This window comes from Nostoc sp. GT001 (assembly GCF_030382115.1).
Taxonomy (GTDB): Bacteria; Cyanobacteriota; Cyanobacteriia; order Cyanobacteriales; family Nostocaceae; genus Nostoc.
The window spans coordinates 377,501-397,113 of sequence record NZ_JAUDRJ010000003.1; the positions used below are offsets into that span (position 1 = coordinate 377,501).

Annotated in this window: 19 protein-coding genes and 1 other RNA gene (1 of these 20 cut by a window edge); 7 read left to right on the plus strand and 13 right to left on the minus strand. The window is 41.6% G+C overall.

Translation table 11 applies throughout. From position 1 onward, the window contains the following. The 5 genes from QUD05_RS04380 to QUD05_RS04400 all read left to right on the plus strand — a co-directional run. A protein-coding gene (locus tag QUD05_RS04380; RefSeq protein WP_289795019.1) for a GIY-YIG nuclease family protein crosses the window boundary here: on the plus strand, positions 1 to 229 show its final stretch. 320 nt of this gene lie to the left of the window's left edge; the window shows 229 of its 549 coding nt (coding positions 321-549); its start codon lies beyond the left edge, outside the window; it ends in the stop codon at positions 227 to 229. Between the two features lie 48 nt (positions 230 to 277). Continuing rightward, positions 278 to 1,735 carry a protein kinase domain-containing protein gene (locus QUD05_RS04385; RefSeq protein WP_289795020.1) on the plus strand — a complete coding sequence of 486 codons (1,458 nt, stop codon included), beginning with the start codon at positions 278 to 280 and terminating at the stop codon, positions 1,733 to 1,735. 711 nt (positions 1,736 to 2,446) lie between these two features. Further along, positions 2,447 to 2,806, plus strand: a complete 360-nt coding sequence (locus QUD05_RS04390; protein ID WP_289795021.1) for a Mo-dependent nitrogenase C-terminal domain-containing protein — start codon at positions 2,447 to 2,449, stop codon at positions 2,804 to 2,806. Positions 2,807 to 2,846: 40 nt separating this feature from the next. Next, entirely contained in the window at positions 2,847 to 3,101 is a 255-nt protein-coding gene (locus QUD05_RS04395) for a cupin domain-containing protein (RefSeq protein ID WP_289799882.1), read from the plus strand. Between the two features lie 394 nt (positions 3,102 to 3,495). Then, positions 3,496 to 4,242 carry a creatininase family protein gene (locus tag QUD05_RS04400; RefSeq protein WP_289795022.1) on the plus strand — a complete coding sequence of 249 codons (747 nt, stop codon included), beginning with the start codon at positions 3,496 to 3,498 and terminating at the stop codon, positions 4,240 to 4,242. A gap of 201 nt (positions 4,243 to 4,443) precedes the next feature. Here QUD05_RS04400 and QUD05_RS04405 read toward each other — a convergent pair whose 3' ends face one another. Together QUD05_RS04405 and QUD05_RS04410 are read right to left on the minus strand one after the other, a co-directional pair. Next, positions 4,444 to 4,575, minus strand: a complete 132-nt coding sequence (locus QUD05_RS04405; protein WP_289795023.1) for a hypothetical protein — start codon at positions 4,573 to 4,575, stop codon at positions 4,444 to 4,446. A gap of 337 nt (positions 4,576 to 4,912) precedes the next feature. Then, positions 4,913 to 5,284 carry a hypothetical protein gene (locus tag QUD05_RS04410; RefSeq protein WP_289795024.1) on the minus strand — a complete coding sequence of 124 codons (372 nt, stop codon included), beginning with the start codon at positions 5,282 to 5,284 and terminating at the stop codon, positions 4,913 to 4,915. 357 nt (positions 5,285 to 5,641) lie between these two features. On the opposite strand from QUD05_RS04410, the gene QUD05_RS04415 reads away from it, so the two are divergent. Beyond that, positions 5,642 to 6,820: an extracellular solute-binding protein gene (locus QUD05_RS04415; protein ID WP_289795025.1), complete on the plus strand. Its 1,179-nt coding sequence runs from the start codon at positions 5,642 to 5,644 to the stop codon at positions 6,818 to 6,820. 116 nt (positions 6,821 to 6,936) lie between these two features. Here the strand turns inward: QUD05_RS04415 and QUD05_RS04420 are convergent, their stop codons facing one another. The 4 genes from QUD05_RS04420 to QUD05_RS04435 all read right to left on the minus strand — a co-directional run bounded on the left by QUD05_RS04420 (position 6,937) and on the right by QUD05_RS04435 (position 12,195). After that, entirely contained in the window at positions 6,937 to 7,482 is a 546-nt protein-coding gene (locus tag QUD05_RS04420; protein WP_289795026.1) for a hypothetical protein, read from the minus strand. Positions 7,483 to 7,626: 144 nt separating this feature from the next. Next, positions 7,627 to 8,280 (minus strand): class I SAM-dependent methyltransferase, encoded by a 654-nt coding sequence (locus tag QUD05_RS04425; RefSeq protein WP_289795027.1) that lies wholly within the window; start codon positions 8,278 to 8,280, stop codon positions 7,627 to 7,629. 350 nt (positions 8,281 to 8,630) lie between these two features. After that, positions 8,631 to 10,343 carry a diflavin flavoprotein gene (locus QUD05_RS04430; protein WP_289795028.1) on the minus strand — a complete coding sequence of 571 codons (1,713 nt, stop codon included), beginning with the start codon at positions 10,341 to 10,343 and terminating at the stop codon, positions 8,631 to 8,633. 112 nt (positions 10,344 to 10,455) lie between these two features. Continuing rightward, a complete protein-coding gene (locus QUD05_RS04435; protein WP_289795029.1) occupies positions 10,456 to 12,195 on the minus strand; it encodes a diflavin flavoprotein in 1,740 nt (579 codons plus the stop codon). A 1,082-nt stretch (positions 12,196 to 13,277) separates the two neighbouring features. Between QUD05_RS04435 and QUD05_RS04440 the strand changes: the two genes are divergently transcribed. Next, positions 13,278 to 13,733: a helix-turn-helix domain-containing protein gene (locus QUD05_RS04440; RefSeq protein ID WP_289795030.1), complete on the plus strand. Its 456-nt coding sequence runs from the start codon at positions 13,278 to 13,280 to the stop codon at positions 13,731 to 13,733. Between the two features lie 396 nt (positions 13,734 to 14,129). Here the strand turns inward: QUD05_RS04440 and ssrA are convergent. The 7 genes from ssrA to atpE form a co-directional block, all read right to left on the minus strand. Further along, positions 14,130 to 14,519: a transfer-messenger RNA gene (gene ssrA, locus QUD05_RS04445) on the minus strand. 157 nt (positions 14,520 to 14,676) lie between these two features. Next, positions 14,677 to 15,624 carry a F0F1 ATP synthase subunit gamma gene (locus QUD05_RS04450; protein WP_289795031.1) on the minus strand — a complete coding sequence of 316 codons (948 nt, stop codon included), beginning with the start codon at positions 15,622 to 15,624 and terminating at the stop codon, positions 14,677 to 14,679. Positions 15,625 to 15,720: 96 nt separating this feature from the next. Next, positions 15,721 to 17,241, minus strand: coding sequence for a F0F1 ATP synthase subunit alpha (gene atpA / locus QUD05_RS04455; protein WP_289795032.1), 1,521 nt, complete (start codon positions 17,239 to 17,241; stop codon positions 15,721 to 15,723). Positions 17,242 to 17,431: 190 nt separating this feature from the next. Beyond that, positions 17,432 to 17,986 carry an ATP synthase F1 subunit delta gene (atpH, locus tag QUD05_RS04460; protein ID WP_289795033.1) on the minus strand — a complete coding sequence of 185 codons (555 nt, stop codon included), beginning with the start codon at positions 17,984 to 17,986 and terminating at the stop codon, positions 17,432 to 17,434. Further along, a complete protein-coding gene (locus QUD05_RS04465) occupies positions 17,983 to 18,555 on the minus strand; it encodes a F0F1 ATP synthase subunit B (RefSeq protein WP_289795034.1) in 573 nt (190 codons plus the stop codon). Before QUD05_RS04465 ends, atpH begins: the two co-directional genes overlap by 4 nt. A 189-nt stretch (positions 18,556 to 18,744) precedes the next feature. Beyond that, positions 18,745 to 19,176, minus strand: a complete 432-nt coding sequence (locus QUD05_RS04470; RefSeq protein WP_094351161.1) for a F0F1 ATP synthase subunit B' — start codon at positions 19,174 to 19,176, stop codon at positions 18,745 to 18,747. Between the two features lie 182 nt (positions 19,177 to 19,358). Further along, positions 19,359 to 19,604: an ATP synthase F0 subunit C gene (atpE, locus tag QUD05_RS04475; protein WP_012411162.1), complete on the minus strand. Its 246-nt coding sequence runs from the start codon at positions 19,602 to 19,604 to the stop codon at positions 19,359 to 19,361. Positions 19,605 to 19,613: the final 9 nt, after the last annotated feature.

The following is a 19,613-nucleotide window of genomic DNA, read 5'->3' on the forward strand; positions in this document are numbered from 1 at the left end:
GGAAAAATGGACTCATCCCATTAATGTCAAAGTTGTAATGACACCTGAAGAACAGGCAAGTTATCAAAATCCAGCTAATGATGAATTAGCACAAATAAAAGTTCTTAAAAACGTGGCACGGAGAGTAGAAGCAGAAATTTCAACGCAATTGTTAGAAGTGCGGGGTTTGCAAATGCAGATTCGTTTCAATCCTAAATTGAAAGAAGAAGGTTTACTAGATTTGAAATGAAGGTAGTTTTGGGGAAAACTATCTTATGAATATCGTTTGTAATCTCCCATGACAATACAGCTGCTGAACGATCGCTATCAAGTTATCCGTACACTGGGTGCTGGTGGGTTTGGTGAAACCTATCTAGCTGAAGATACCTATATGCCTTCAAAGCGTCGTTGTGTGGTTAAACAGCTAAGACCGATTCACAATAATCCCCAAATTTACCAGTTAGTGCAAGAGAGGTTTCAACGCGAAGCAGCTATTTTAGAAGAACTTGGTGGCGCAAATGACCAAATTCCGGCATTATATGCCTACTTCTCTTCAGGTGGACAATTTTACTTAGTTCAAGAATGGGTTGAAGGCGATACCTTAACTGAAAAAGTCCAGAAGCAGGGACTATTTAGTGAAGGTGCTATCCAGGAATTGTTCATGAATTTATTACCTGTCCTGGATTACGTTCACTCTAAACATATCGTTCACCGGGATATTAAGCCAGATAATATTATTGTGCGTTATCGCGATGGTAAACCAGTGCTGATTGATTTTGGGGCTGTGCGGGAGTCAATGGGAACAGTAGTAAATTCTCAAGGTAATCCTACCAGTTCCATTGTAATTGGTACACCTGGCTATATGCCGAGCGAACAAGCCGCAGGTAGACCTGTTTATTCTAGTGATTTATACAGTTTAGGAATGACGGTAATTTATTTGCTCACTGGTAAACAGGCGCAACAACTAGAAACCGATTCTCAAACGGGTGAAATTATCTGGCGACAGTATGCCAGTCATGTTAGCCCAATTATGGCAAGAGTAATCGATCGGGCGATCGCTTATCATCCGCGCGATCGCTATCCTACAGCCAGAGCAATGCTGGATTCTTTGCAGAGCATAGCAAATCCAATTCCACCGACGCAACCCCTCTTGACTCAACCGACTATAGTCTCTGCACCGCCACCTCAGACAGTGCCTCTCAAACCACAGCCTAGCCCTCAAAGTAGTAATAGGCAGAATAATATTCTCATGGGCAGTTTGATAGCAGGTGGGTTAGTTGGTGCATCTGTGATTATTAGTCAAGTGTTACCCAAATCTTCTCAACCCATAGCAGATAAAACGGTATTGCCTTCAGAAACACCGTCAAATGTTACAAGCCCAGTGATAACTCCTACATTTACACCAACTACCCCATCTGTTCCAACTCAATCACCTTCCGCGACTACATCAATACCGCTAGTTGATCCCACAACTCTCAACAATTATCTCTGGCTTTCTCAAAGACTTGTAACTGATGCAGATTTGGATAGTAAGAGCGGTTTTGAACTAGATATTATGCGAAATTCGATTTTTGCCATTCATGGCCGCCGTTTTGATAATACTGAATTGCAAAATTACTTTAATAACCAACCTTGGTATCGTCCTAAATATTCACCAAAGACATTTCCAGCTAAATTGCTGTCAAAATTGGAGCAACAAAATGTAGATTATATCAGTAAATATCAGGTTAGTACTGGGCTAAGATATTTTAGATAATAAGTTTTTTATAGCAGAATAACCAATAATTCTCTACTAGAGACTGCACCAACGGCAAAATCTCACATTTAGTAGTTTGGCAGATAGCTTTGGCAAACCTGCATTTCTCTGAGCCGTTCGGCAAGCTCACTGTAAGAGTTCTTGAAGGGTCAAACTGCTCAGTACAAGTGCCCTCTGCCTTTGTGTAAACCTAATATTAGTTTTGACTTATCAAACGATTTATTGCTACTTATTAGATAATATCTAGGTTATCTTGTGTAGTGTATCAGACAAATGTATGGATATTGAATACTCTAAAATCAAAAGATATTAGGGGCTAATCCTAGCGAAATGTATGTAGGGTCAGAACAAAACTGTGTTTTTATGCCATAAACTACATCTCTAGATACTAGGCAGTTCCAGAACCAAGTATTTATATTGAATATATAAGATTGCTATCTTACAGATTAGAAATCTCTAAGTCAAAGAAATGCCATTTTTATATTTTCTTTGTTATTTTGTATTTAACGGGACAGTTCTTCATGATTTGGTGGGTTTAAATAACAATTAGTTAAACCATTTCCCTTCCCAAAGATACATGTAAATTGTTTGCATTATGCTTACTTTGCTTCTGAATCTACAAGCACAATGCAAATTGACCAAAAATATTACATGTGAACGTTTTTGCTCGGTAAATAGTTCATCTACACAAGGAAAGCCTTGCCTAAAACTATGCTTAAAACACAGAGTCATCGTATTTTTTTGCCTGCTTTTATTAAACCTTTAGAAGAAAAGAATCAAATAGGTAGTAAAAAGCAATTTGCTCAACCCAAATTAGATTTATTGCAACCATTACGTCAATGGCTCGATAAAATTGAGATTCAGAATCGGAAATTAGCCAAATTTATTGCTAAACTAATTCCTGCTCAGTGTCCATTCGAGCGTGATATCATGCTTTTTGGCCGTAAAATAGCTCATATTCCGCCAATGTGCAAGCTGAATCCGCTTTATAACGAACTTGTCTACTTGCGTTTTCGCGCTTTGTGTTATCTAGTAGATCAGTGTGGAGAGGATATTCAATCTTACTGCTGAATATAACTGGAAAAAAACAATATGGAAATTAAAATTTAGCATCAACTTAAGACTTGAATATCCCAATGAATTAGGTGTATTTAAATGGGAAATTTGGAAAAAGGAAGTGTCAAAATTCCCTTGGACTTATGATTCTCAAGAAACTTGCTATTTTTTGGAAGGTGACGTACTTGTTACTCCTGATGGCGGAGAAGCAGTGCAAATGGGTAAGGGCGACTTAGTGATTTTTCCGGCTGGTATGTCCTGTACATGGGAAATTACGAAGGACGTAAAGAAGCATTATTACTTTGAGTAGTCAAAAATCAAAGTCGATCAACTTTTTTCTCAATTATCCAGAAAAGCAACATTTCATAAATCAATTTTGATTTCTATTATGGGAAAGTTCGCGGCGAGTATCGTAGGATAAAATGGCAGAATCGGTAAATTGCTTATATCCATCTCTGTCGAAACTTGTTGCAACTGCATCCCTNAAACAATATTCGTAGAAATAGATCGTNNNATTCTCTCTAAATTTGGCAGTAAACAAAGATCCCCGACAACTTTTGCGAAGTCGGGGATCTTGTGCGATCGCCAGCACAGAAAATTCAGAGAGTTCATAATTGTGTTAGTGAGAGTTTAGTTACGGAAGATGCTATTTAGTAGCAAAAGCTTTCATCCCACCGCAATTTTATTGAGGAAAATAACTAACAATGTTACTGCATTTAAGTACTTGGCAAGAAGTCGAAGCTTATTTACAGCAGTCAAAGGGGATTATTTTCCCTATTGGTTCCACAGAACAACATGGGCCAACGGGATTAATTGGTACTGATGCTATTTGTGCAGAAGCGATCGCAGGCGGTGTAGGTGATGCAACTCAAGCGATCGTTGGCCCTACAATCAATGTGGGCATGGCACTACACCATACTGCTTTTCCTGGCACAATTAGTCTGCGTCCCAGCACTTTAATTCAAGTAGTGCGAGATTATGTAACTTGTTTAGCCAAAGCTGGTTTTAGCAAATTCTACTTTATTAACGGACATGGTGGTAATATTGCCACCCTCAAAGCTGCTTTTTCAGAAACCTACGCTCATTTAGAAGATTTGCAGATTGCCAATGCTCAACAGGTGCAATGTCAAGTAGCAAACTGGTTTATGTGCGGTTCTGTATATAAACTAGCTAAAGAATTATATGGGGATCAAGAAGGTTCTCATGCAACGCCAAGTGAAGTAGCCCTCACCCAGTATGTTTATCCAGAGGTGATTAAGCAAGCACCTCTTTCACCAGAAGTTGCAAGTGGACATAGGATTTATAACGCTGCTGACTTTCGAGTGCGTTATCCAGATGGACGCATGGGATCAAATCCAGCTTTAGCAACGCCAGAACATGGTAAGCAATTTTATGATTTAGCAGTGAAAGAACTTAGCAATGGATATTTTGAATTTGTGAACGCAGAATAAAACTCATGAAAATACATTGTAGAGATGCGAGTAAAATCGTGTCTCTGCATCAAATATCTTGAGAAAGGTTATTAAATATCTGGTGAAATTAAAGATGCGTTATCCAGAATTCTTGTAGAGATGCTAGCGGGGTAAAATCAGTTCAATTTCGTATTTTTACCTTCTTATGGTTCAAAAAGATAGAAAATGCTGTAAATTATCTTAGCTGTTAACTAAGCGTTTTTGCTCACCTCGTTGGTAATAGCTGTAACTTGGCTCACTCCATGCACAAAACCCTGATTCATCCAAATACTTCAGGTCTATTTCTCCGGTAGCAGCAGCTAATTCCAACATATCTAGGTCGGCTTGCCTCTCTTCTCGTACTACAGGGTCTTGTTTTCCTTTTAATAAGAAAAGCTTGCTTTTTGAAGCATAAAATACCCTAGCTACACTAGTCTTAGGGTTGGTTTTTTTGTTTCATAGTGAGTTACTCCCTAAAATCTATAACGTACATATATCGCGGTTCTATGTAAATATATGTAATAATTATGTTTAAGTTTATTATCAATTTGATGGCTGGATTAGTTGCTTATATTTAACATATGGACATAAAGCCATGATTCGACATTGAACCTAAAGGCTTGCATTCCCTACCTCCAGCCATTTTTTAATTCGTTGAACTCAGGCTAAGTTAATGAATTCTCTCTCTAAGTAATTGTTCTTCTAAAGCAGCAATGCGATTGTACGCTGCTGTTAACTGCGCTGTCAGTCGTTGTATTTGAATTTCTGGTGTTATGTTATCTCCAGCTTGACGATGCATGTCTAGATAAATGCCATCTGTCAACACATCTTTGTGTTCCATTTCTGGATTTAAATTTTTACTTCCTTTAAACTGGTAGCCTCCAGTCGCGCCATTTTGTTGGCAATTATCCTTTGCTTGGGTATTCGCTAAAGAACACTCTGAGAAAGTTTGAGTGACTTTACTATCAAGCTGCTCAATTACTTGGCACAGGTCATCCAGCTTTTGGCTTAAAGTCAGGATCTGCTGCTGTAATAGCTCCATTTAATACCTTTATTCGTACATTTTCTCTATGTTATTCAATTTACTCCCAACCTTAACGATACTTATGGATTATTTAAGTATTGATAATTTTTGCTGGAAATGTGACATTTAAGTCATTACTTCTCAATACAAGTAAGGTTTCACTACAAGTACCACCAAGTAAATTTATGGAGAAAAATTAATCATTAGGTACTAATTTGACAAAAATCTCGCTAATTTGAGCTAAATATTCAAAATTATCCGTATTATCAAGAAAAAATACTGATAAATCTCCAACTCCACTTTTTTAGCTAGTCAACCACTGGTGAATCTCTGCTTAATATTAGGTATAATCAAAAATCTCAAAATCCAAAATCAATGGATCGACGGTCTTTTTTGCTAGGTACAAGCACATTGGCACTTTCACAACTGCTTTTTGGCTGTGGTGGAAACAAGCAAACGCAACTAAAAGTACAGTTATTAAAAGGTTCTATACCTGGCCAGGTGGTGAATCAGTTCCACAAAGGTTTGCAGCAACGGGTGCAGTTAAAGTTTGCTCCAGTTGAGCATATACAGGATTTATTTCAGCAATTACAAAATTGGCAGCAGAAGCCAAAGACCAGCAATGAGCAGGGATGGAGTCGTTTTATACCCTTTAGGCAAGGTCAAAAAGCAGCTGACGCAGACCTAGTAACATTGGGAGATTACTGGCTACAAGCAGCTATTCAACAGAAATTGATTCAACCACTCCAAGAAGTACAGGGAAACCAATTAAAGCAGTGGTCTACTTTAGATGAAAGATGGAAACAACTGGTAACGCGCAATGACCAAGGTAATTTGGATACTCAAGGGAAGGTGTGGGGTGCGCCTTACAGGTGGGGTAGTACAGTAATTGTTTATAACCGTGACAAGTTCCGAAAATTGGGATGGACACCCAAAGATTGGAGTGATTTGTGGCGAGATGGAATGCAGCAGCGTATTTCCCTACTCAATCAACCACGAGAAGTTATTGGTTTGGTCTTAAAAAAGTTAGGAAAATCTTATAATACAGACAATCTTGACCAAGTACCAGACTTGGAAAAGGAATTACAGATATTAAACCAACAGGTGAAATTTTACAGTTCCAATAACTATTTGGAACCTCTAATTATGGAAGACACTTGGCTAGCGGTTGGTTGGTCAAGCGATGTATTGCCTGTTTTAGGACGTTATCCGCAGTTTGCCGCAGTTATCCCCCAGTCAGGAACAGCAATTTGGGCGGACTTATGGGTACGTCCCGCAGGGATTACTAAGAATACTTTATCAGATCAATGGATTGATTTTTGTTGGCAACCAAGCACAGCTAAACAAATTTCGGTGCTGACTAAAACTAATTCGCCAATTTCTACAAATATTGCCGCTTCCGATATCCAAGAACCATTATGGAGTTTGTTAGAGAGCGATGTCTACGACGGGCTACGCCTACGCAACATTTTCAATAAAAGCGAATTTTTACTTCCCTTACCTCCATCAGCAATAAAGCAATACGAGTCTTTATTCGCCAAAATTAAGGTTTAATTGGGAATTGGGAAAGAAGAGGTAGGAGAGAGAAGTTCTTTAATTTTGAATTTTGAATTTATTTCTCCCTCATGTCCCCCAATTTCTAACTCCTAACTCTTAACTATTTACTAGAGTCAACGCTGTAACCCTATCTTATTCTTAATAGTGGTTTGGATACTGCATAAAGCTGGACTTGTACTAAAGTTGCAAGTGTAGGTTGCCAAGGGTTCTTTTTGATAATTAAATACTCGGACGTTGTAACCAAAGTTCCGTGCGGCGCTACCCAAGCGATTTACGAAGTCGTAGCGCTCTACATACTCTAGTAAACTCCAAATTTGCTGATTCACGATCAAGTCTACTCGTGCAGGTTCTTTGCCAGAAGTTGGATATGCTATCCAATTATCCAATAGCTTTTTCTCGGAGTTTTGTTGTGCCCACCATAAACTGGGAACAGTTAATCGTTGTGGATGAATGGTGTTAGCTGTGATTACATAGTCTTTTGGCTTGGTTAATAAGTCTAGTTCTAAAGGCGCACTAGAAGGTGATGGTATTGAACGGGTTTGCGCTAGTGAGGGCGGGGCTAGTAAAGCTGTGAGGGTAATAGTTAGTAGTAATGAAAATGATGTCTGGCGATGGCTGCGCCAACACCAAGGGCGATCGCACAATTTAGGTATATGCATAACTGATACTAATTCGTAATTCGTAATACTTCTCTACGATAGGCTGCGCCCGAAGCGTAGCTATGCCGCAGGCTTTACGGCTACGCGGTAGTTGAGCGCAGTCGAAACTCAGTACAAGTTCATAATTCGTAATTAGGGCACAATCTAAAGTTTAATGGCAACTATACGAATTCTTCGATAATCTGCTGTCCAAGTTCCTTGTTGATATAGTGTTGGCCTCAGATATTCCTCGACGACGGGAATTATTTGTATTTGTTGCTCAGGTGCAAGTCCTGCTAAGAAAGGACTGGCGAACATTTTAATCCAGTTTGCGATGCCAGTTTCTCGTTCTGCTAGGGGAGTTGGGCGAGGAAACAGGATAGCATAAATAACATCAAAGCCGTGATGTTCTAAGAGGCTAGCGTATTCACCAATACTGGGGTAATACGAAGGATTCTCTACTTGTGCTTGAGAGATACCAAAGGATTCTAAAGCACTGTATAAAGCTGTGGCATCNGCCTGTACATTTCCCTTACCCCANAATTCTGCCACAAAACGGCCTCCAGGTTTTAGGAATTGATGGATGGAAGCGATGCCTGCGGCGGTAAANNNCGCGCTATTGCTNTCTTTCACCCAATGCAATACAGCGTTGGAAAACACAGCATCTAATGGCTTGTCTACTTGAAAGTTACTAGCATCCGCAACATCAAAACGGATATGGGGATAGTTTTGTCTTGCTTTTTCGAGCATCGTGGGTGCATGATTGTTTACGCATTGAAAAGATAAAGAACGTAGCTTACGCTGCCTCCTGTCAGACATTGAGTCAAAGACTCAATGAATGGGTTCCCAGGCGGAGCCTGGGAACGAGGAAAGTCCTATCAAGCTAGGTTTTTAGGACTTGTGTATACACGGTAGCCCCGCTTGCGGGGAGGGGATTCCTGCTTGCAGAACCCACAGTTAGAACTTATACCTTGGCTTGTCGAAAATCATCGCTCAATGGGACTTGTTAAAGCTGTTCGCAAATGGCATAGGGATAATGCCAAAAGGTCACTTGACATTTGGGAACCAGCCTTAACTTGATGCCAATGGCATCTTGCCCATCACAGAAAAAAGAGAATTTTCTCATCAAACGCCTTGGCTATATTCAATCTCAGGCGATTACGTTGTATCTAATAATGAGTGCCTGTTTTGCGATGGTTGATGGCAGTAACAGCATCAGGCTTGAGTAATTTACCTTCATCCACAGTTGCATACACAACCCAATGGTCGCCACATTCTAGACGTTGGTTGACTGAGCATTCCAAATATGCTAATGAATCAGTCAGGATAGTACAGCCGTTATCTGCAATTGCTGTACTAAAGTTAGCAAATCGATCTTCCCCAGGCGCGAAAGATTTACGGAAATGCTTCATGTAGTCTTGATGATTCCCTTCAGGTAAAATATTTAAGGCAAACTTACCGCCTGGATACATCAAAGATTCGATCGCTCGCTCTTTAGCGATCGCAACTGTTATTCCGGGTGGGTTAAAGGTGGCTTGAGAAACCCAAGCGCCTAACATTGCGGTAGACACTTCTCCAAGTTTTGCTGTCACCACGCAAACGGAACCAACAATCCGACCAACAGCCTGTTCTACTGGAGTAGCAGCTTGTTGTGGTACACGTACCTTTTTAGCCTTTTTCAGTGCTTGGGCAAAGTCTGTACCTAATTCTTCACAAAACTTGAGGGTGACATCATCAGGTTTAAACTTCACCTTCAAAGTGTCAAAGCCAAAGCGATATCCAGCATCCCGGAGTTTACCTTCGATTAAGTCAAATGCTTCGCCACTCCAGCCATAGGAACCAAATACCCCAGCGAGTTTGCTGTTGTCACCACTCGATAGCACAATCCCTAAAGCAGTATGAATGGGAGTTGGCGCATGACCACCGATGGTAGGAGAACCGATGATAAAACCTTCTGACTGTGCTAAATTGATGCGAATTTCATCAGGGGTAGCAAATTCGCAGTTAATCGATTTGACTGCGACTCCACCTTTAGTTAGTCCCAGAGCGATCGCTTGTGCTAAAGTCGCTGTATTGCCATAAGCTGAAGCGTAAAGTAGGGCAACGGAAATCTCGCGATCGTTGTGAGAACGGCTCCATTCTCCATAAGCTTTGGTAAGTTCAATTAAGCCTGTGCGTACTAAGGGCCCGTGACCTACAGCATACATTCTCACCTGCAAATCTGATATTTTCTCCAAAGCTGCTTGCACATGAGGAGTTTGGGGAGCCATCAAGCAGTTAAAGTAGTAACGCTGGTCTTCTTTAAGTGCTTCCCAATTATCATCAAATACTTCATCACCACAGAGATGAGTTGCAAATAACTTATCTGTGTAAAGAATTTGGGTTTGCTGGTCGTAAGTACAAAGTCCTTCCGGCCAACGTGGACTAGGAGTGGGGAAGAATTTTAAAACATGACCCTTGCCTAAATCCAGAGTTTCTTTCCCCCGCATCACCAAGACTTTCAAATCCTGATCTAGAAAAGCAGCACGCAAATTGTTCGCACCAGGAAGAGAACAGACAAAAGTTACCTGTGGTGCCAGTTCTAAAATTGCTTTGAGGGTTGCAACTCGATTGGGACTAAAATGACCCAGGATTATATAATCCAAATGTTGCAAATCTAAAGTCTGTCGCAATGCCTCTAAATAAATTTCGGTAAAGCTTTCTGGCGGTGGATCGATAAGTGCGGTTTTATCAGCTTCAATTAAATAGCAATTGGAGGTAGTACCTCTTTCAAGTGCGTATTCAATTTCAAACCGCAGACGTGACCAACTACGTGCTCTGATCGCTTTAGTATTTGTAGCAATTGGTAGAACTTGTACGTCGCGTGGCTTGGAATTGGTCATAGCTGTTGGATAAAGTTAGGGAATAGGGAATAGGTTATAGGGTATAGATCGTAGGAAACAGGGGATAGTTTTCTTTGCTTTCCCCTGTCACCTGTTTCCTCTTGTCTCTTTCTTAGTAGTAATTACCTACTTTGCGATGGCGAACGGCTGTCAATCCATCGTTTTTGGAGACACGACCTTCTTGGACAGTGCAGTATAAAACCCAGTGGTCGCTGCATTCCATGCTGGTCTGTATTTCACATTCCATGTATGCCAAAGCATCTGCCAGAATCGGCGAACCGTTTTTCGCGGTCTGAGTTTTCACTCCTGCAAAGCGGTCAGCACCAGGATGCAAGCGCTTGAGGAAGTGTTTCTTGAGTTCTTGATAATTGCCTTCTTCCAAAACGTTGAGGACGAAGCGATCGCCTACTTGCATTAAGGAATCAATGGCGCGGTCTTTCGCAACGGCAATTGTGAATCCTAATGGTTGCAAACTCGCTTGCGTTACCCACGATGCCAGCATTGCGCTTGAGACATTATCTTTTTTTGTAGTGACTATATATAGTCCGCTGCTGATGCGACCCAGTGCCTTTTCCATGTTGACATCAAGGGACTTGATTTGCTTGATGTTGCGATCGCGCACTAGCAATTGTCCGATGTCTTTACCCGCTTCTTCACACAACTGGAATGTTGATGCTGTGGGAGCCTCTTTAATCCGAATGGGTGGGAAAGCTTCTTTGATGCCAGAGTCAAGAAATTGTCTGCGGAGGGTATCAATGGGTTCATCATCCCCACCGTAACATTCAAACAGCCCAAGAAATTGCTTGTTCTTGGCAACAGCTAGCACCGAACTGATACTAGCTTGGGCGGCGGCGGCGGTAGTCGAGGGCATACCGATAATGATGCCAGCTGCTCTCCCGGCTAGTTCTTGAATTTCTTGGCTCCCAGCAGTACTCAAATCTAGTACTTCTACGCCAACGCCAGTTTTCAAGATACCTTCGGCAATTGCGTGACCAAGGCGCTCGCCATATCCATATTCTGAGACAAAAAACAAGCCAACTGTGGTTTCTGCTTTCGCTTGTTTTTGGCTCCAATTTTCATAACACCCGGTCAGAACATCTAAATGGTGGTATAATAATGGCCCGTGACCATTGGCAATAATATTAATCTTTCCGAGATCGCCCATCCGCTTCATCGCATTCAACAACGAACGAGCGTTAGGGCCCATTAAGCAGTCGTAGTAAAATCTAAAGTCAGCTTCGATCGCTTCTAAATCTTCGTCAAAGGTGCGATCGTCACAAAAGTGCATCCCAAAAGCATCACAGGTGTAGAGAATTTGGGTTTTGCGGTCAAAGCTAAAGATTGTATCCGGCCAGTGTAGGTTAGGCGCACTCACGAATTCCATTTCGTGGCCTTTGCCGATATCGATGCGATCGCCAGTTTTCACAACCCGCTTGGAAAAAGGATCGTGTACTAAGCCTTCCAAAAACTGAAGCGCAACTTTTGAGGCTAAAACAGTAGCTCTAGGAGCTAACTGGAGGACATCTTCTACTAAACCGCTATGGTCTGGCTCTGTGTGACTAACAATTATGTAATCAATTGTTTTGGGGTTTACAAGACCCTTAAGGGTCTCTAAATACAGATCGCGAAACTTCTGGTGAGAAGTATCAATTAAAACTGTTTGTTCGCCCCTAATTAGATATGAATTGTAGGTTGTACCGTTTTGCAGTCCGAATTCGATATCAAAGCGATCGCGATCCCAGTCAAGAGAGCGAATCGCTGTTGTGTTAGGGGCAATTTCTACAGTTTGTATAGTTAGCCGATGTTGAACGTTCTCTTCGTGGGCCTTGCTGATCGTAGACATCGATACCATTATTCGTCTCCGAGCGCAAATTAACAGGTTTTTCTTCTGCCCCCATTCTCTCTATTATTTTTATTTGAAGTTGTAATGAATATCAGTTTTTGAAAAATTTAACTTGTATCAAATATTGCTGTTTTTTAGCAAAAAATGTGATTCAAAAATCCACTAAATATTAATTTATTCCGAAGTTTTACTGAGTACATATTTTTTGCTATTGATGTGGTTTTATATTAATTCAAAAACATCATAGCAATTATATTTTTTCAATAGAACAGCATAATTTAAACAATATTAGATTGCAGGTCTATTTACCAAGTCTAAATTACTTGTGATGCTTAATATTGTCAGAGAATACATTTCTCAAGTAGAAAAATATTTTTTTCGGATACTCCCTTAATTATAAAAAGTAGGAAAGGTGGGAAAAGTAGGAAAGGTAGGACAAACCTTATTAGACTTCCAAAAAGCATCGAATAGGCTGTTAACATTAGTNNNTTCAATAGATATNNNATCTCTTGTTGTCTTAATCAAAAATATGGTACATAAAATATAAACTTTATGTAAAGTCGGTAAAACAGATATTTTTTTGGAGATAATCAAGTCAAAGTTCCAGAGACTAGTTGAATAAAAAGAACTAGCCTTGTACATCTTTTTCCGCTCATCCAAATGGAAACTAGCGTAAAAAGGATTTTTAAAGTTTCGATAAACCTGCGTAAGCATAAGAATAATTTCAGGAATTTAATGATACAGTCCTTTATTATCGACTTTAAACATTAATCAAGATAACGCCAACAACTTTTTATTGTCATAGCTATAAGCTACAGCTTCAGGCTATCAGATAGGTTTGCCTATATAGGTTAATGTGTAATCTCGATGTGCCGAACTTTTTATAAAAATCCATTGTTGATGAAAAATTGCAAACTTTAATAGTGTTCTCAAGCCAATACTGATCGTGTTGCAGCCTTATATACGCTGACATCCTTAATACTTGTAGTTCAGTTTTCTCGAATGTATGGTGAAATACCTAAGTAATTCAGTATACAGACGTAAATAGATACAAAAATGACAAAAATTGATTTTGTAAAAGGTTATTTTTTATGGGATGCCGATTAAAAGTGTTTCTCACAGAAGAGGAAAAGCTAACTTTAGAAGAGTTGAGAAAAGCTAAAGATGTTCCTCAACGTACTAAGGATCGTGCTCAAGTTTTACTGCTGAATACTCGTGGCTTAAAAAATGAGCAAATTGCAAAAGGCTTGAACTGGGCGATTTCAACAGTGCGTCAAACCCTTCATCGCTGGGAAAAAATGGGTTTAGCAGGTTTATGGGATGCTCCTGGTCGAGGAGGAAAACCCCGATATTCGGAATCGGATTTGGTTTATCTCGAAAATTGTTTAGCTCAAGAGTCAGAGACTTATAACTCTAAACAATTAGCAAAAAAACTAGCATCTGAACGTCAAGTAAACTTGAGTGCAGATCGACTACGACGGGTACTGAAAAAAAGGGGAAGGAGGTTTGGAAGCACACGCACACAAACCCAGAAACAGCAAGCATAATTAGCTAATTAAACCATCTTGGACTCAAATCACTCGTTTGTTTTGCGATCGCTAGATCGTGGATGACCATCACGATTATCTTCTTGACAAATTTCTGCTTTTTGCAGAGATAGTACTTGTTGTTGCTTTACTTCTGCACGGGCTTAATCGATATCTTCTTGAAGGGTTTTTGCTTTTTGCAGAGATAGTGCTTGTTGCGCTTCTTTGTGTTATTTGGGCTTAACTGAACGGTATTGTCCCATAAGGGACTGGCAAAAAATAAACTATCCCAAATTATTTATAGATTTGTAGGGGCGCAAGCGCCTTGCGCCCCTACGACAGGATATTTTTTTAACTGGAAGTCCCTAAAACAAAGTCCACTTACACATCACAGTGTCAAGTGGACTTGTTAACTTTTAGTGGATCCGAGCAGAGTCGAACTGCTGTCCAAATTGGGTATTAACCCCCCGCTCATTCACAGGTTTAGCCTTTCTAATCCTCAAGGCGGGAATCGTTCATTATCCCGAACGTAGGATGCTCTGATTTGATCTTAGCCAGCAAGCCAACCAGAGAACGCTTGCTAGAGCATCCGTTGGGGGTTGGTCTTCAGTCCTTAACGGAGTCAAACCGAAGACGCTCGAACCTATAAGAGGTGTTTAGGCAGCTACTAGAGCATCCTTACGAGCAAAGTTAACGATGTTATTCGCATTTACTTTTTGTTTGAGCCTTTGATTTGCGAGAGGAGACTCACTCTCGACCTGAATCACAGAGCAGCGTTCGCCAACCTGTCGAAACCGTGACGGACCCATGCGCTTCATACTTCAATTATAATACGCAATTCTTGAAATGTGTTAATAGACATAATTAAAAGTCCCCAATACTAAAATAGCCAATTGCTAATCTTAAGATAATTAGCAATTGGCTATATATTACAACGCACTACAAATAAATAATTAGCTATACCCTAAGTTAGTGCTTCAGCACCGCCCACAACTTCAAGGAGTTCTTGAGTAATTGCAGCTTGTCGAGCTTTGTTGTAAGACAGGGTGAGGGTATTAATTAGTTCACCAGCATTTTCACTGGCATTACTCATGGCTGTCATCCGCGCTGCTAGTTCACTAGCTGCCGATTCTTGTAGCGCCCGCAATAGCTGATTACTCAGATACAGGGGCAATAAAGAATCGAGAATTTGCACGGGATCTTGCTCGAAAATCATGTCAGGAGCCAATGGGCGGACTTCCTTAGTCACTTTCTCGCGTTCGACTTCAAATTTACCACCACGGGTTGTCAAGCGGAAGATTTCATCATCGCCTGCTTCTAGACCTTGGGGATCGAGGGGCAGTAAGGTTTGGATCACAGGACGGGAGCTAACCAAGGAAAGGAATCTGGTATAGATCAATTCGATGCGGTCAACTTCTTCCGAAAGGAACAAGGAAAGTAGTTGGTCAGCAATCTGATTGGCTTCCGCTGCGGTGGGGATTTGTTCTAAGCCGCTGTAGGTGGCATCAATTGGCTGATTGCGGCGTTGAAAGTACTGTGTAGCTTTACGCCCGACAATCACAAATTGATAGTCTAAACCTTCTGCCTGGATTTCTTTGGCGCGGTTTTCTGCACGACGGATAACGTTATTATTGTAGCCGCCGCATAGACCGCGATCGCCTGAAATAACCAACAACCCGACTGACTTAACTTGGCGTTTTTTCAGTAGTGGTAGGTTTGCTTCTTCAAACCGCAAACGGCTTTGCAAACCATACAATACTTGTGCCAAGCGATCAGCAAAGGGGCGAGTTGCTAGGACTTGTTCTTGCGCCCGGCGCACTCTAGCCGCAGCTACGAGACGCATGGCTTCTGTGATTTTTTTGGTGTTTTTGACCGACTGAATGCGATCGCGTATTGCTTTTAAATTGGCCATATTCTTGAGTTAGGAGTTAGGAGTTAGGAGTTAGGAGTTAAGAGCTAGGAGTATTTCATTAACTTTTAACTCTTAACTCTTCACTCCTCACTTTAATTACGCTGTAGCTTTGAAGGTCTTCTTGTATTCGGTCAGCGCTTCCTTCAAAGCAGCTTCTTCGGCATCACCTAGTGCTTTCGATGCTTGTACTCCTTGAGCATACTGGGTCTTGCCAGTCTTTAAGTACTCACGTAGACCAGCAGTGAAGGTGGTTACTTGAGTTACAGGTACATCATCTAAGTAACCATTAATACCAGCGTACAAAATTGCTACTTGCTCGTATACCGAGAGTGGGGAATTTTGTGGCTGCTTGAGGAGTTCGCGCAACCGTTGACCCCGTGCCAACTGGTCTTGAGTGGCTTTATCTAAGTCGGAAGCAAATTGAGCGAAGGCTTGTAGGTCGTCAAATTGGGCTAGTTCCAATTTAATCTTACTCACAACTTTTTTCATTGCCTTGGTTTGAGCGGCAGAACCCACACGGGATACTGAAATACCGGGGTTTACAGCGGGACGGATACCAGCGTTAAACAAGTCAGAAGACAGGAATATCTGACCATCGGTAATAGAAATTACGTTGGTGGGGATATATGCTGAAACGTCACCAGCTTGGGTTTCGATAATTGGTAGGGCGGTCATACTGCCTTTACCTAATTCGTCACTCAGTTTTGCTGCTCTTTCTAACAAGCGGGAGTGGATGTAGAATACATCACCAGGGTAAGCTTCGCGTCCGGGTGGGCGACGCAGCAGTAGGGACATTTGGCGATAAGCTTGGGCTTGCTTGGAAAGGTCATCATAAATTACCAGGGTAGCTTTGCCTTTGTACATGAAGTACTCAGCAATAGTCGCACCTGTGTAAGGAGCTAGGTATTGTAGGGTTGCAGGTTCACTGGCACTAGCGGCGACGACGATGGTGTAATCCATTGCGCCTTTTTCTTGCAATGTTTGTACCACGTTAGCAACTGTGGAAGCCTTTTGACCGATCGCTACGTAGACACAAATTACATCTTCTTCCTTTTGGTTGATGATGGTGTCGATCGCGATCGCAGTTTTACCGGTTTGGCGATCGCCAATAATCAATTCCCGTTGACCACGACCGATGGGAATCATTGAGTCAATAGCTGTGATACCCGTTTGCATGGGTTCGTGTACAGACCGAGGAGCAATGATACCGGGTGCTGGAGATTCAATCAAACGGCTTTCGGAGGATTTGATGTCTCCCTTCCCATCGATGGGGCGACCCAAGGCGTCTACAACTCGGCCAATTAAGGCTTCTCCTACTGGGATCTGGGCAATTCTACCAGTAGCAGTTACAGAACTACCTTCTTGAATTTCTAGCCCTTCACCCATCAGCACCGCGCCCACGTTATCTTCTTCTAAGTTTTGGGCGATGCCAATTGTGCCATCTTCAAATTCCAAAAGTTCCCCAGACATAGCCTTTTCCAGACCATAAATCCGGGCAATACCGTCACCAACTTGGAGAACAGTACCAACGTTAGCAACTTTGACCTCTTGATCGTATTGCTCGATTTGTTGTTGGATAATGCTGCTAATTTCGTCAGGTCTAATTGATATGCTCATGTGTCTATCTTTTTTGCTTTCGAGACGGAAAAATTCAAGAGTTAGGAGTTAACAGTTAGGAGTGATGAGTTAAGAGTGATGAGTTAAAAATGCAAAAATGACAAGTTAAAAGTCAAAATAAATTACTATTTACTTAACTCCTAACTTCTAACTTCTAACTTCTAACTCCTAACTCCTAACTCCTAACTTTCTAACCACTGGTTAAGCGCAATGAAAGGCGGCGCAACTGACCCCGGATACTAGCGTCAATTACCTGTGAACCTACTTTAATGATCACACCACCAATTAACTCGCTGTCTACCCTGGTTTCTAGTTCTACCTGGCGAGCATTGGAGATGGCGATGACCTTTTGGATGATTGCCTGCTGTTGAGCTTCTGTGAGGGGAACGGCTGAAATTACTTCCGCTAATACGGTTTGATTCAGCTGCCGCAACAGCGCCAGATATTGTTGAAAAATATCTTCCAAGAATGCAATGCGCCGTTTATCTACCAATATCAGCAAAAAATTGCGTAAGTAGGGATTAGCGCCTTCACCGAGTATTTGTTTGATGAGAGCTTTTTTGTTCTCAGACTGAATAAACGGGTTGCTGAAGAAGTTGTGTAGCTGTTTGTCTGCCCTGAGCAGTCCCAGGAAAGTACGCGCATCTTCCCCGAACTCTTCAGTCAAGTTTTTCGATTGCGCTATTGACAAAAGTGCCTGTGCGTAGGGTTGGGCTACTTCGGCTGACGCTACCTGACTTGTCATACGTTGCCTCCCAGTTGTGCGATGCTGCGGTCAATTAAACTTTGTTGAGCATCGTCGGCAATCCCGCTTTTGAGTTGCGATTCGACTTTCTGCAATGCTAGTGTAGCTACCCGTTGCCGCAGTTGAGCGATCGCTCGATCGGTTTCAGTGTTTAAATCTGCTGCTGCTGTTTGTTTCAAGCGTTCTACGTCTTGCACTGCCTTCGCTAACAAGGCTTCTTTGGTCTTTTGAGCGTTTTCTGTGGCAGATTGACGGATGCGTTCTGCCTCTGCCTGAGATTGCTTCAATTGCTCTTGCGCTTTTGAAAGGGCAGTCTTTGCCTCTTTTAAGCGCCCTTCTGCTTCCTGAATTGCGGTGGCAATATTGGATTGTCGCTCGTTCAGGATATTGCTTAAAACTTTACGTCCGAAGTAGAATAGTATGCCAATCAGAATCGCTAGATTAATCAGATTGGTTTCAAAAATGTCTAGGTTTAGACCGAAACCACCTTCTGCTGCGCCTTCTGCCAATTCAGAGTGAACAGCGTTCGCTTCTGCGGCAAGTAATAAGAATGTCCCCATGATACCCATTTACAAGTGCGCTGCTCGCTGCTAATACGTTGTATTTTCCCTGAAGGAAATTTAAGTATCTTTTCCCCGTAAGGAAATTAAGTATCTTTCCCCAGAAGGGAAAAAGTGCCTTTTTTTGACACTTAAATTTTGCGCTCTGGACTAGGGGCCAGTTAGCGCGTATGCTTTCACAGAACCAGTCTAGTTAGTTTATCTAACTGGAGTTGGTCCTAATAGTTTTTCTAGAATCTGCCTGCTTAAAGCATCAACTTGTTGCTCTAAGGTGCGAAAAGCTTCCTGCTTTTGTTGTTCTATTTCAACAGCAGCTTGTTCCCGTTGAGTCTGAGCTTCCTTTTGGGCCTCAGCGATTTTCTCAGCAGTAATTTTCTTAGCTTCGAGTTGAGCTGCTTCTACAGTTGCTTGCGATTGTCTGCGAGCGTCTGCGAGTTGCTGTTCATACTCAGTAGCCAAGCGCTCGGCTTTAGCCAAGCTCTCCCGCGCTTCCAGGGTATTCGTTCGGATATAATTATCGCGATCGTCTAGTACCTTGGTCAGTGGCTTATAGAAAATTGCATTCAACAAAGCTGCTAGTAGCAGGAATTGCAATGCCATGAAGGGCAAGGTAGCATCGAAATCAAACATTTGTCTCCTCTTTGGCTGGAGTAGCAGTTTTCGTGGCTAGCAACATCATCCAACCTTTCATATTTTAGAGACCCATAGCCAATAAGGGTCAACTGAACATTAGAACTATTAAGATATCCAAAAAGTTCCGATTGTAGAGGCGTGATGGTTCACGTCTCCACACTCACAAAAACTTTCAGGTATTAACCGAAGGGGTTAGCAAACAGCAATACCAAGGCAATTACTAGACCATAGATAGTCAAGGATTCCATGAATGCCAAGGTTAATAGCAGAGTACCGCGAATTTTTCCTTCTGCTTCAGGTTGACGAGCAATACCTTCTACTGCTTGTCCAGCAGCGTTTCCTTGACCAATACCAGGGCCAATTGCAGCTAAACCAATCGCTAAAGCCGCAGCGAGAACTGAAGCAGCCTGAACTAATGGATCCATGTTGATTTT